Annotated in this window: 13 protein-coding genes; 8 read left to right on the plus strand and 5 right to left on the minus strand. The window is 59.8% G+C overall.

The window, feature by feature from the left end:
- The first annotated feature begins 39 nt into the window (after positions 1 to 39).
- The 3 genes from sseB (at position 40) to ACQ4OE_RS04980 (ending at position 2,417) form a co-directional block, all read left to right on the plus strand.
- Entirely contained in the window at positions 40 to 831 is a 792-nt protein-coding gene (gene sseB / locus ACQ4OE_RS04970; protein WP_430945930.1) for an enhanced serine sensitivity protein SseB, read from the plus strand.
- A gap of 132 nt (positions 832 to 963) precedes the next feature.
- The gene (locus tag ACQ4OE_RS04975) at positions 964 to 1,290 is read left to right on the plus strand and encodes a hypothetical protein (protein ID WP_430945931.1); all 327 of its coding nucleotides are present in this window, start codon (positions 964 to 966) and stop codon (positions 1,288 to 1,290) included.
- A gap of 77 nt (positions 1,291 to 1,367) precedes the next feature.
- Positions 1,368 to 2,417, plus strand: coding sequence for an alpha/beta hydrolase family protein (locus ACQ4OE_RS04980; protein WP_430945932.1), 1,050 nt, complete (start codon positions 1,368 to 1,370; stop codon positions 2,415 to 2,417).
- A gap of 35 nt (positions 2,418 to 2,452) precedes the next feature.
- Here the strand turns inward: ACQ4OE_RS04980 and ACQ4OE_RS04985 are convergent, their stop codons facing one another.
- Together ACQ4OE_RS04985 and ACQ4OE_RS04990 are read right to left on the minus strand one after the other, a co-directional pair.
- Positions 2,453 to 3,145 (minus strand): hypothetical protein, encoded by a 693-nt coding sequence (locus ACQ4OE_RS04985; protein ID WP_430945933.1) that lies wholly within the window; start codon positions 3,143 to 3,145, stop codon positions 2,453 to 2,455.
- Positions 3,146 to 3,274: 129 nt separating this feature from the next.
- Positions 3,275 to 4,492 (minus strand): MFS transporter, encoded by a 1,218-nt coding sequence (locus tag ACQ4OE_RS04990; protein ID WP_430945934.1) that lies wholly within the window; start codon positions 4,490 to 4,492, stop codon positions 3,275 to 3,277.
- A gap of 131 nt (positions 4,493 to 4,623) precedes the next feature.
- Here ACQ4OE_RS04990 and ACQ4OE_RS04995 point away from each other — a divergent pair, with 131 nt between their 5' ends.
- Positions 4,624 to 5,238: a TetR/AcrR family transcriptional regulator gene (locus ACQ4OE_RS04995; protein ID WP_430945935.1), complete on the plus strand. Its 615-nt coding sequence runs from the start codon at positions 4,624 to 4,626 to the stop codon at positions 5,236 to 5,238.
- A gap of 136 nt (positions 5,239 to 5,374) precedes the next feature.
- Here the strand turns inward: ACQ4OE_RS04995 and ACQ4OE_RS05000 are convergent, their stop codons facing one another.
- A complete protein-coding gene (locus ACQ4OE_RS05000) occupies positions 5,375 to 5,656 on the minus strand; it encodes a DUF7660 family protein (RefSeq protein WP_430945936.1) in 282 nt (93 codons plus the stop codon).
- 583 nt (positions 5,657 to 6,239) lie between these two features.
- On the opposite strand from ACQ4OE_RS05000, the gene ACQ4OE_RS05005 reads away from it, so the two are divergent.
- From ACQ4OE_RS05005 to ACQ4OE_RS05020, 4 genes are all read left to right on the plus strand, one after another.
- Positions 6,240 to 7,301: a fimbrial protein gene (locus ACQ4OE_RS05005; protein WP_430945937.1), complete on the plus strand. Its 1,062-nt coding sequence runs from the start codon at positions 6,240 to 6,242 to the stop codon at positions 7,299 to 7,301.
- A 284-nt stretch (positions 7,302 to 7,585) separates the two neighbouring features.
- Complete coding sequence (locus ACQ4OE_RS05010; RefSeq protein ID WP_093433268.1) at positions 7,586 to 8,134, plus strand: fimbrial protein; 549 nt, start codon at positions 7,586 to 7,588, stop codon at positions 8,132 to 8,134.
- Positions 8,135 to 8,226: 92 nt separating this feature from the next.
- Positions 8,227 to 8,967 carry a fimbrial biogenesis chaperone gene (locus tag ACQ4OE_RS05015; RefSeq protein ID WP_430945938.1) on the plus strand — a complete coding sequence of 247 codons (741 nt, stop codon included), beginning with the start codon at positions 8,227 to 8,229 and terminating at the stop codon, positions 8,965 to 8,967.
- Positions 8,968 to 9,042: 75 nt separating this feature from the next.
- Complete coding sequence (locus ACQ4OE_RS05020; protein ID WP_430945939.1) at positions 9,043 to 11,547, plus strand: fimbria/pilus outer membrane usher protein; 2,505 nt, start codon at positions 9,043 to 9,045, stop codon at positions 11,545 to 11,547.
- A gap of 230 nt (positions 11,548 to 11,777) precedes the next feature.
- Here the strand turns inward: ACQ4OE_RS05020 and ACQ4OE_RS05025 are convergent, their stop codons facing one another.
- Both ACQ4OE_RS05025 and ACQ4OE_RS05030 read right to left on the minus strand, forming a co-directional pair.
- Complete coding sequence (locus ACQ4OE_RS05025; RefSeq protein WP_430945940.1) at positions 11,778 to 12,143, minus strand: DUF6124 family protein; 366 nt, start codon at positions 12,141 to 12,143, stop codon at positions 11,778 to 11,780.
- A gap of 176 nt (positions 12,144 to 12,319) precedes the next feature.
- On the minus strand, positions 12,320 to 12,685 hold the full coding sequence (locus ACQ4OE_RS05030; protein ID WP_122595626.1) for a DUF6124 family protein: 366 nt from the start codon (positions 12,683 to 12,685) through the stop codon (positions 12,320 to 12,322).
- Between the last annotated feature and the right edge of the window lie 371 nt (positions 12,686 to 13,056).

Here is a 13,056-nt window from a genome sequence, read left to right on the forward strand (position 1 = left end):
CGCTTTGCCCTGTTTTTGACCGAGTCACGGATGAATATCATGGAAACCCAACCAGAAAACCCGCTGGAAACCAGCCTCAAACTCGCCGCCAACGAACCCGCCCATCGCCCGGCGTTTTTCAACACTCTGCTCAACTCGAGCGTGTACATCCTCGGCACCGCCGGCGAGGCAGACGGCCACGTCAATCTCGAAGCCGGCAGCAACATCAGCATCGCCCATTGGCAAAAACCTGACGGCACGCCGGTCATCCCGTTTTTCTCGTCACTGCAAACACTGCAACAGTCCATCGACAGCGAGCAGAGCTACCTCGAAATACCTGCCAGATCGCTATTCGAAATCACCCTCGGCGCCCTGCTCTTCCTCAACCCGAAATCGCCCTACGGCAAAGAATTCTTCCCGGAGGAAGTGCGCAACCTCCTCGCCGATGCCGTTGGCCAAGCCGCCACCACGCGCACGGTCGAGAAAGACACCAACGTCCTGCTCGGCCAACCCGCCGAATATCCATCCCAAATGGTCAATACACTCACGCAACTACTCGCCAAACATTCCAATGTGAAACGCGCATTTCTGGCATTGATGCACGACACCTCAGTTGACGAAAAACCGCATCTGATCGTGGGTATCGAGGCGGACGGCGATATTGATCGGGTCATGCGCGAAGCGGGCAATGTCGCCGGGGACACCGCGCCAGATGGCGGGCCGGTTGATTTGTGCCGGGTGATCGAAGGGGAACCGGGGCTGAGTGATTACTTTCTCAGGGAAGTGAAACCGTTTTATGAGCGTAAATGGGGAAGCAAACTGCGTTCGTTATTAGGATTCGGCAAGGCCTGACCCTGTACGCAGCCGCGAGAATGGAAAACCGAAAGTGCCCTGCTAACCTCCCTCCTAGCCGGGCTCTCGCTTGGTATTTCTCGGATAACGGATTACACGATGAAATTTCGATGCCCCGAATGTCTCCATCTCGTGAACACCATCCCGCCCACCCACAAATGCCCCAACTGCGACAGTTTCTCCCACGACTGGCTGATCGACGACTGGGAAACCTTCGCTGCGATCAAACATCGGCACATCAGGTACAACCAATTGATCATCGGACTGGTGCTGGTCAATGTGCTGGCGGCGCTGATTTTCCAATCGAGCAATGGGTTTCAGTGGATGCTCAATCTGTTGTTCATCCCCGCCGCCATCAGTTGGTTTTATTGCCGCAAAGAGCTCAAAGCGAAAGCCGAATACAAGGGGCACAGGGGCAATGTGGTGTTTCCGTGGTTCTCAGGATTTGGCGGGTTCTGAATAAAGTATGCCCCCCTGTGGACTTGAGCTTTAATGGCAGGTCACTCCACCTGCCGCTTTCAAGGAAGATAACAACATTGAAAACTGCCCTCGGCACCCTGCTTCTAGCCATCCTGTCGGCCAACACTTTCGCTGACACCCTCGGCTTCCAATCCACCACCCTCCCCGACCCGCACAATGAGCGTCCGCTGGAGATGGTCGTCTGGTACCCGAGCACAACCACAGCCACACCCGAATTGATCGCCGATGACGTCGTCTTCGTCGGCGCTTCCGCCGTGCGCAACGCGCCACCAACCGCTGGCGAGCACCCGTTGGTCGTGCTCTCCCACGGTTATCGCGGCAACTGGGGCAATCAGAGTTGGCTGGCGAGCGCGTTGGCCCATCAGGGTTACATCGTTGCGGCGGTCAACCATCCCGGCACCACCACCCATGACCGCAGCCCGCAAGCAGCGGCGCAGTTGTGGCAGCGGCCCATCGATTTGCACCGGGCGATTGAGGCCGTTGCGACGCAACCTGAAAAGTTCGGCGCGGTCTCGAAACGGCAAATCGCCGTGGTCGGTCATTCGCTCGGTGGCTGGACGGCGATGGAAATCGCTGGCGCCCGTTTCGACCCGGACCTGTTTGCGCGCGACTGCAAAGTCCATCCAGAGTTGGCCAGTTGCATCCATTACAAAACCATCACCCCGGCGAGCACGGCTGATTTGAAAGAAGGCCTGGCGGGCGATTTGCGCGATATTCGCGTCACCGCTGTGGTGTCGTTGGACCTGGGTTTTTCGCGCGGCTTCACGGATGCAAGCCTCGCGACGCTGGCAGTGCCGACGCTGGTGATCGCGGCCGGCGTACCGTCGGTGGAGCTGCCGGCGGAGTTGGAGTCCGCCAACCTCGCCAAACGCCTGCCCCAAGCTTCAACGCGCTATGTCGAGATCAGCGACGCCAGCCATTTCAGCTTCCTGCAAATGTGCAAACCGGGTGCGGTGGCGTTGCTGGAAGAGGACGTGCCGGGGGACGGGATTATCTGTGGCGATGGTGAAAATGCGCGGCCACGGGAATTGATTCAGCAGCAGGTGGCTTCGATGGTTGCCGAGTTTCTTAAGCAGTCCTGGCAACAAGACGACAAGCTTCTGTAAACCGACGGGCCGCGAACTTGCAGTGCGACGGCCGTCTAAAGAGCCGTCACGTTCGAGGCGCCTAGCGTTGTCAAACTGGCGTCCAGGTTCCTCAAGTAGGCAACTGAAGTCTTGTCATAGTGGCGCAGCAGTCGTTTAGTCTGATTCATCAGGCTTAATTTCGAATCAAGCGCTTCGAGCATTTCATCCGTTTGACTCGCGTCCAGTTCGCTATTGATTGCATCCTGCTTCATCGTCACAAATTGTGCGTAACACTCGATCTCTGCGGCCAGCTTCTCAATATCGAGGTTTTTCACCTCTCTGACTGGAGTGCACGGACTGGAAGAAGTGAGATCGGCTGTAGGCCGGATGCCGATCTCATCAATACGAATGAGGTCATTTGCGACTTTCTTACCGAAGTACCTCGACAGTTTGAAATGCTGGGCGATTAACTGCTGGCGCCAGCCTCGTCGGAACTCCATGTATTCGGCCAGCGGCCCTTTTGAGAAGTCTTCCCAACCCTTCTGATCCATTCCTTTCAATAGTTTGCCGAGCGCGATGTAGCCGTTATCCAGCAGGCGACTGGTTTCCTGCGCGGTTGTCTGAGCCCCATCGAGAAACCTCGCCTTGTCGGCTCTATCATCCTGATGACCTTGCAGGTAAGCCGTACCAGCGAAGGTCACTATCGCGGTGATAATCGCGGTGATAATTGAAGCGAAGCAAGTCTGCTTCCATGCCGTATCAGCCATCAAATGCGTCCATATTCAATTTGCTTTGCCTTATATCGGCAACGAACCGAACTTCGTGAGCATCTCGCGTTTCGTTGTTGCCAGCGATGACGTCAGCCCATCAAAAACACATCAACCTGACACCCAACCTCAGTGCCCAAGCACAGCCCCCGCACCCGCTCCACGCGGGCCCGCTTTAAACCCATGCGCCCGAGCACTCCAGGCAATCACAAACCCGACCGCGACCAACACCACCATCGCCCACGGAAACGATGCAACTCCCCACCGATCCAGCAACACCCCGCCGACCACGCCGCTGCCGGCAATCGCGCTGTTCCAAGCCACCACATTCAACGACAACGCCACATCCGCGCCATCGCCCGCCGCATCCGCCAGCGCGGTCTGCAATAAAGTCGCCGCGCCACCAAAACTCAATCCCCACAGCAACACGCCGAGGTAAATCACCTCGGGCACACGCCCCCAAAATCCAAACCCCACGGACACCAAAGCAAACATCATCAAGCTCACCAACACGGTCTTGCGCAACAGCGGCTCAACCAGTTTCGCGGTCAACCAGATCCCCGCCAACGCCGCGAGACCAAACACCAACAACACCAGATCCACGCGATCCGCCAACCCCGCCGGCGCCACAAACGGGGCGATGTAGGTGTAGAGAATGTTGTGCGCGAGCATCCAGCTGATCACCACCGCCAGCACCGGCCGCACACCCGGCGTGGTCAATACGCGACGCAACGACAGACGCTGATGCGCAGGCTGCGGCGGATAATCCGGCACCTTCACCAACACCCAAACGATCAGCATCAAGGTTAGGGCCGACATCAACCCGAACGTCGTACGCCACCCGACCAAGCCGCCCAGCCAAGTGCCGAGCGGCACGCCCAGTGACAAGGCAATCGGCGTCCCCACCATCGCCAGCGCCAACGCCTTACCTTGCTGATCCGGCTCGACCATCCGCCGCGCATACCCGGCCAACAGACTCCACGCCAACCCTGCCGCTACGCCCGCGAAGAAGCGCGCCACCAGCGTCACGCCATAGTGCGACGACAGCGCCGTGATCGAGTTGAACAGCAGAAACCCAACGATGGTCAGCAGCAACACATTGCGCCGACGCCAGCCGCGCGTGGCGATGGTCATCGGGATCACCGCCAGCACCGAGCCCAGCGCATACGCGGTGACCATCTGCCCGGCCATCGAAGGCGAAATCGCCAAGCCTTCGCTGATCAGCGGCAACAGCCCGGCGGGCAGGGTTTCGGTGACGATGCAGATAAAACCGGTCATGGCCAGCGCGAGCAGCGCGCCGATGGGCAGGCGTTTGGGCGCTGCCGAGAGAGTCAATGAAGGTGTCACGGGATACTCCTTGTGAGCAAAATGTCAGACTTAAATACCGATCGATATAAAACAATGGCGGCACCGGACACCCGTTGTCAACGACTTATGTATCGACTAGTATCCAAATCACTTTCCGAGGAGTTTCAGAGATGGCGAGAACCGGTCGCCCCCGCGCATTTGATCGCGACGACGCCGTCGATCAGGCCATGCAATTGTTCTGGCAACACGGCTACGACGCGACGTCCCTCGCACAGTTGAAGGCTGAACTGGGCGGCGGCATTTCCGCGCCGAGCTTCTACGCCGCGTTCGGCTCCAAAGAGTCCTTGTTCGACGAATGCGTGCAGCGTTACCTGGCAACCTACGCCCAAGTCACCGAATGCCTGTGGGACGAAACCCTGCCGCCGCGCCAAGCCATCGAAACCGCCCTGCGCCAATCGGCCCGCATGCAATGCGACGACGGCCACCCCAAAGGCTGCATGGTCACCCTCGGCGTCATGAGCGCCCCGAGCCCGGAAAACGCCCACGTCGCCCAAGCCCTCACCCACTCCCGCGCCCGAACCCGCGCCGGGATTGTTGCGTGTGTTGAGCGTGGTGTGAGTGAAGGACTGTTAGCCGACGATACCAACGCAGCCGTCATGGCGACCGTGTTCGACAGCTTCCTGCAGGGGATTTCCATCCTTGCTCGGGATGACACGCCGATTGAGAGCATTGATGCGGCGATTACGCAGGTGATGCGGACGTGGGATGTGGCGGCGAGCAGTTGACGTCTACGTTGCCTCCACCTAATCTGCCCCCATCTCGCGCAAGGCAGTACGCGGTCCTAACCATCCAGGACACGCCAAACCCTTGGGCGTTTTTTTATCAAAAAAGTGCAGGCCTAAAGCGGATGATCTGCGAGCCTCACTCATAAAACTTCCCGGCCAACAAAATCGCCGCACACCGCTGCCAGACATTAGAAGCTGCGGCATCCGCCTGAGCATTCCTCGAAGTAGCCACCGCCCAAGCAGCCGCCGCATCAAGAAACGTATCGACCGATCCATTTTCCCAGTCCGACGCCCCCGCCTCACTGGAACTCTCCAGCGCTCGCTCACGGGAGAAATCAGCACCCAGCGCCGCGACGAACTCGATGAACGATTGCTCATCGCTGACACGTTCCAGCAACTCATCAAGATCTACAGACATAGTCATCCTTGCATTGAAAGATCAGTGCCGTGCAGCACGCGATAATCACAAGATGCCCCATCGCTACGCAACCACCTCAACATAACTCGACTCCCCGCCCCCCTCCGCGCCCGACAACCAACCCCACACAAACCGCAACGTCGTCCGCCCCGCCTCATCAACCCCCACCTGGTCGGCCCAAAGCACCCTCGCCCCCAGCCGCCAATCCACGGGAGGCCCAACAAAGAACTCCCCAATCGTCGCCACTGTGCTGTCGATGATCCTCGGGCTCTCCGCCACTCGCCTCCTGCTCGGCGTTTTGACGGTCTTCCGCATCCGCCGCATTGGCGCGCCGGATTGGGTGGCTTTGATCTGGGCGGTGAAGCCGTTTACCACGCCGACGCGGTGACACTCACCCTGGGCGTCGGCGCCTGTCTGGCAGGGAAAATCTCTGGGAAATTTCCTACAAGCCAGCGGGAATCCGGCTATTCGATGCGACCCTTGTAATCCTGATAATTCAGCCCTTCGTTGGCCGACGCCAACAACGTCCAGATGCAGTCAGCCTGCGTTGAATGGCCGTTTTCTTCTCAGGAGGGCACACACCATGAAGATCAGGTTACGAACGCTGGGCGGTCTTGGCGCAACGGCGTTGATGCTAATGGCGGCGCCGGCGATGGCGGCTTGCACCTGGGCGACAGGCAACAATACGGTCAAGCAGTTGACGCTCACCGGTGGTGCGGTATTCGCGCCGCGAGACGTACCGATCGGCACCACGCTGAACACCAACGGCACCATGCGACAGCTGAATTTCGGTGACACCTTGCTGTGTTATGGCACGGCCACCTACAACACGACACTGATCGGTCCGGTGGCGGTAAACATTCCGGTGGACGTGCTGGATGTGCCGGCCAATGCCTTGCTGCAGACCAATGTGCCCGGCATTGGCTTGGCCATTTACATGACCGGTTTTGCCGCCGCGTGGGTTGCGCCACCGGGTAATCCCAACCGCTTCATTCCCTTCAACATGAATCGCACCGCCGCCAGCCAGGCAAACATGAACCAGGCGATGATGCGTTACGCGCTGATCAAGACCGGTGACATCGCGCCCGGCACCCATACCATCAATCAACTGGTCGCCACTGGCACTTCGGACATGGGGCCAATGTTCGACCTGACCTTCACCGCCACCGTAACCCTGGCCGGTTGCTCTTTGCCGGCCGCACCGGGCAACCAGATCAACGTGCCGATGGGCACCTGGGAAAAACGCGTATTCAACGGCAAGAACTCCACCACCCAGGCCCAGCCGTTCGCCATTACCCTCAACGCCTGCATCGCCGGCAACAACTACCCGTCGAACACCAACGGCTACTTCAACGGCAACTTCGCCAATATTCAGATCGATGCCGACAAGACGTCGACCATCCTCGACGCGGCCAACGGTGTCTTGAGCCTGTCGAGCGATTCGACCGCTCAAGGCGTGGCGATCCAGGTGTTGCAGGACAACGGCACGCCGATGAATCTGGGTCAGCCCGTGCGCCTGAATCGCATCGTCAACGGCGTGACTTCAGTGCCGCTAAAGGCCCGTTATATCCAGACCGGCGATGGCCCGACGCCGCAGCCCGGCACCGCCAATGGCCATGCGAGTTTCACCGTGACTTACCGCTGAAATCCACCAACAAAAATCCACCTGTTTTTCCCGACGCTCCCCTTTGCCATCGCCCATTTCGCGCGGTGCCAAAGGCGGGGCGTTTTTTTTGGCAACGACTTATTGATCGCACAGCCGCGCTAGGAATTTTCCTACAAGCAAAGGGATTTTCCCTACATAGCGCCCTGATCCACCTCTCGATAATGAGCCTCAGACGCCACGCTCTGCCCCCGACGGGATGGCGACGTCGATCCGTCTCAGGGCCTTCGGGCTCAAGGACATTTACTCAATATCTGGAAGTGATCATGAAAAATTTTGCGCTCAAAGGTTTGTCCCTGGCCCTGGTTCTGGCAGCTGCTTCGCAAGCCGCAATGGCCGCCGACGGTGAAATCAACTTTGTCGGCAGCGTAACCGACAACACCTGCCCGGTCGTGGTGTCCGACCTCAACGGTTCGGCCGGTGCCGGCGACGTCGGCCTCGGCAGTGTGCCGGCGACCTCCCTGGCCACGGCCGGCGCAGTGGCGGGTGGCGGCGCGTTCACCCTGACCATCGACACCACCGCACCGGGCTGCAACGTCACCGGCAAGAAAGCCGTGGTCAAGTTCCTTTCGCTGAGCGGCAACGCCGGTTCCAGCGGCCAGTGGATCGGCCTGCTGCCGGAAGCCGGCGTGGCCACCAACGTCGCCGTGCAGATCAAGGATGCGTCCGGCAAAGACGTGCAACTGGGCCTGGAATCCTCGCCTTATCTGGACCTGACCCAGCCGCTGCGCTTCACCGCCAACTACGTCGCCACCGGCGCCGCCACTTCCGGTCCGGCCAACGCCAAAGCCGCGTTTACCGTCGACTACCAGTAAGTCCGGTCTGCAGCCGGCGGCGATTGGCGCCGCCGGATGCCCTTCCCTTTGCCACGGTTTTTTGTGGCCGTGCCGACAAGAGGATGAACGCAATGAACCCAGCAATTTCCCCCTTCAAAACCGCATCGGTATTGGCCGTGTTGTTGAGCGCGACATTGCTCAGCAGTTTCAGCCAGGCCGGTGTGATGCTCGGCGGCACGCGCATCGTGTACGACGGCAACAAACGCGATGCCTCGATCACGGTCAGCAACACCACGGCAGAGCCCTACGCGGTGCAAGCCTGGATCAACACCGAGGCCGACGACAACACCACCGCCACCCCGTTCGTGGCCACCCCGCCGCTGTTTCGCCTCGATCCGCGCAAAGAGCAAATGGTGCGCATCCAGAAAGTCCCCGGTGATCTGCCGCAGGACCGCGAATCGGTTTTCTATTTCAACGCCCAGGAAATTCCGCTGGCCGGCAAGGCCGACGCCAACACCCTGAAAATCGCCATGCGCACGCGGATCAAAGTCTTCTATCGCCCGCCCACCCTCAAGGGCAGCGCGATCGAGGCACCGCCGCAACTGCGCTGGAGCCTGCAACAGGAACAAGGCAAACCGGTGTTGGTGGTCAACAACCCGACAGCGTTTCACGTGTCCTTTATCGGCGTAAAAGTCGAGGCCGGCGCGCAAGTGGTTGAAGTCAACGAACCGAAAATGGTCGCGCCGATGAGCAGCCAGCGTTACGCGCTGCCAGGTTTCAGCGGCCGCAGCGCCGCGGTGGTGTTCTCCGCGATCAACGACTACGGCGGTTACAGCGAGCCGAAAAAAGTCGAGCTGAGCAGCGCCCCGTAACACCGCCACCCCTTTCCTTGCGAACCCGCCTGCACGCTGCCGACGCCGCGTGGCGGCCGAGTGTTGAGTATTGTCATGCGAATCGAAGCCCTGAACCGTCATCGTCAGTCCGCGCCTTTTGTTCCATTGCATCTGTCGGTCGCCATCCTCGCGGCGCTGATGGGCAGCTCGGCGAGCGCGGACGAGCCGGCGAAGTTTGATGCCAGCTTCATGCAGCCATTCGGCGGCGCCAGCGCTGGGCCCAACCTCGATCTGGACGCGATCGCCAACAGCGGCAGCATCGGCCCCGGCACGTATCCGGTGGTGATCCGTCTGAACCAGAGCTTTTTCGACCGCCGCGACATGACCTTCGCCAAGGACGTAAAAAGCGCTGAGGTGCGCGCGTGTCTGTCCGAAGCGTTTCTCAAGGAGCTGGGGGTCAAGGTCGATGCGTTCCTGACACCGGGCGAAACATTCCCCGCGTGCATCGACCTTGCCGAACTGATCGAAGGCGCTTCGGTGAGCTTCGACGCCGGGCGTCTGGCCCTCGACATCAGCGTGCCGCAGATCGCCCTGCGCCGCGACGCCGCCGGTTATGTCGCTCCCGAAGAATGGGATCGCGGGATCAACGCGGCGATGCTCAACTATCAGTTCTCGGCGGCCAATACCCAGTCCGATGCGCGGGGCAGCGGCACGCAGTACAACCTCTACGCCAACGGCGGATTCAACCTCGGCGACTGGCGTTTTCGCTCCAGCTCCTCGTTCCGTCAGGATGAAGACGGTCAGCAGGACTGGCAGCGCAGCAACACCTACGCGCAGCGCGACCTGACCGCGATCAAAGGCACCCTGACCTTGGGCGAAAGCTTCACCCCGGGCGACGTGTTCGACAGCATTCCGTTTCGCGGCGCTCAGGTGGCGTCCGACATGGGCATGTTGCCGGACTCGATGCAGGGTTATGCGCCGATCATTCGCGGCATCGCCGAAACCCAGGCCAAAGTCGAAGTGCGCCAGAACGGCTACTCGCTGTACACCACGTACGTGGCGCCCGGTGCGTTCGAAATCGACGACCTCAACGCAGCGTCGGGCAGCGGCGACCTCGAAGTCATCATCACCGAAGCCGATGGCCGCGAGCGGCGCTTCACCCAGCCGTACGCCACGCTGGCCAACATGCTGCGGGAAAAAACCTGGCGTTACAGTGCCACCGCCGGTGAGTACAACGCCGTCGATGGCGGCCAGCGTCCGGTCTTCGCCCAAGCGTCGCTGGCCTACGGTTTGCCGTTCGACCTGACGTTGTATGGCGGCCTGTTGGGCGCTGACTTCTATCGTGCCGGCGTCATCGGCGTGGGCAAAAGCCTCGGCAGTCTCGGCGCGGTGTCGCTGGACGTGACCCAAGCGCAAACTGACGTGCCGAGCGGCTCCGGGGTCGCGGCTGGCAAAGAAAAAGGCCAGAGTTTTGGCGTGCGTTACGGCAAGGCCTTCGAAACCGGCACCTCGGTACGCTTCGCCGGCTATCGCTATTCCACCGAAGGCTATCGCGACTTTGATGAAGCGGTGAGCCTGCAGGAACCGAACGAATTCAACACTTTCTCCAAGCGTAGCAAAGTCGAAGCCAGCATCAACCAGGCGCTCGACAGCTACGGCTCGTTCTACCTGAACATGAGCAAACAGAACTATTGGGGCAGCTCGCGCGAAGACAAACAGATGCAATTGGGCTTCAACACCCAACACAAGGGCGTGACCTACGGCATCTACGCGAGCAAGACCCTGACCGACAACTTCGGCCAGAACAATCAAGTGGTGTTCACCGTGTCGATGCCCATCGGCCAGACGCGCAGCACCGGCACCTACACCGTCACCCGCAACAACGACGGCAGCCTCGACCAGCGTGCCGGCCTGAGCGGGCGCGACGGCAACCTAAACTACAACGTCAACGCCAACCGCTCCGACAACGGCGGCAACAACGGCTCCGCCCTGATCGGCTACCGCGCACCGTTCGCCCAACTCGGCGCGGGCGTCAGCGTCGGCAGCGGCTATCGCCAGACCTCGGTGAGCGCCGCAGGCTCCGTGCTCGGCCACAGCGATGGCCTCGAATTCGGCCAGACCCTCGGCGAAACCGTGGCCCTGGTCGAAGTCAAAGACACCCCGGACGTCGGCGTCCTCAACGCCCCCGGCACCCTCACCAACGCCAAGGGTTACGCCCTCGTGCCGTACGTCACGCCGTACCGCAAAAACCGCGTGGCCCTCGACACTGGCGAACTGGACAACAACATCGACATCGAAGAAGGCGTGACCAACGTCGTGCCCCGTCGCGGCGCCGTGGTCAAAGCGAGCTTCGCCGCCAGCCGCTCGGAAAAAGCCCTGCTCAACGTGCGCCTCAAGGACGGCAAACAACCGCCGTTCGGCACCCCCATCACCAACGAAAAAGGCGCCAGCGCCGGCGTCGTCGGCCAGGCCGGTCAAGTGTTGCTGTCGGTGGGTGAAGGCAAGGTCTACCAAATGAAATGGGGCGAAAAAGCCGAACAGAGCTGCCGCATCGAACTGGACGTGAGCAAAGCACCGCTGGTGGATGGTTATCGTGTGGCGGATGCCGTGTGTAAGTAAGACCGGGGCTTAAGCGCCGCGACCTACGCCATCACCGATAGCCAGATCGGCAGCTTGTCGAAACACCAGCGGGCGTTGGAGGGGAAAATGATGAAAGATGAATACGTGCCGGTGTTTCAGAGCACGCTGGATGCGCCGAAGCCGTTGGTGACGTTGGTAGCGGCGCGTTGATTGTGTGGCCAGGGAGCTTGCACCCTGGCCGTTTATTCCGAATCAGCCAGGCACAAACGCTAGGCCGAAGCCTTCAGCTCGACGTTATCCAGCGCCTTGTTCACCGCCAACTCCCCCAACATCACCACCTGCGCAATCCCCAACAGCGTATTGCGATTCGGCCCTTCCAGCATCCCGGCAAAATCACCCAGCATCACCGTCGCCGAAGCCAAAGACTCACAAGCATTGACCAGCAAGGTTTCGGTGTCGGACTGCGGGTTGACCATGAACAAAGTGCTGGGGCTATAAGGCGTGGCCATGATCTTCTCAGGCACAAGATAATGATCGAGCGCCCGCTCCGCCGCCGCGTGAAGCTTTCTCGAATTAAGTGATTCATATGGCGACGCCGGATCTGTCTCCGGCGGACTGTTTGTGGTTTCGGACATCAACTGAATCTCCAGCAAGCACCCACGAAGGCACTCCAAGAAAAACGACTACCAAATGAACACCGCTCCCCTGTAGGAGCTGCCGCAGGCTGCGATCTTTTGATCTGCTTTCCAAAATCGCAACCTATGGCAGCGCCTGCACAGAGCTCGCGGCATCCCCGTAAACGAGCCAGCAACTAGTGCGGCAAGCGGCGCCCATCCAGGATTCGATTAACCATCAGCTCACTCAGCATGATCACTTGATGCAGCATCAGCATGGCCCGCCGCTGAGAGTGGTCAACGACATCGCCAATATCACGCGCCATGTCACTGGCAGCGGCTAACGACTCGCACGCTTCGACGAGCAAGGTTTCCTCGTCCACGGCGGGATCGACCAGAAAGATCTTGTTGGATTTGCGGGTAGGGATTGAAAGCTTCAGTGAGCCGGGGTTGAGATAGAAGTTGATGGCGCGGTCGGTCGCCTCTTTTATCTTTTGAGGCTCAAGCGCTGGGTCATACGGGATCGGATCGGCGTCCGGTGGGTTTGGCGTTACTTTGAACATAGATGAAGCTCCTAACACATTTAATGGAGGCTTCACCCTTTCGCTACCAAACGAAGGGTGGCGGCCATGCAGAGGTTGGTAGACCGGGTGTTAGGATCCGGCGCGCCCTAGGACGCCCTATACATGGCCACCATAATTGAGCGAGAAATCTCGACGACAGTGGGCTGTACAACTAACACCGGGCTACCAAACCCGATCACTGTTTTCAGTGACGGGGAAACGATATAGCCCGCTGCATAGTCGCGTATGCCGGCGGATTCTGGCGTACGCGTAGGCAACGGCGCAAGGCGTTGTAGCCTTTGTGGCGTAACGGGTTGTGTAATTTAAACGCGCTTGCTGAGTTATGTTTATCCGAGGGAAATGCCATGATT

The sequence above is a fragment of the Pseudomonas sp. WC2 genome (assembly GCF_050586545.1).
Lineage (GTDB): Bacteria > Pseudomonadota > Gammaproteobacteria > Pseudomonadales > Pseudomonadaceae > Aquipseudomonas.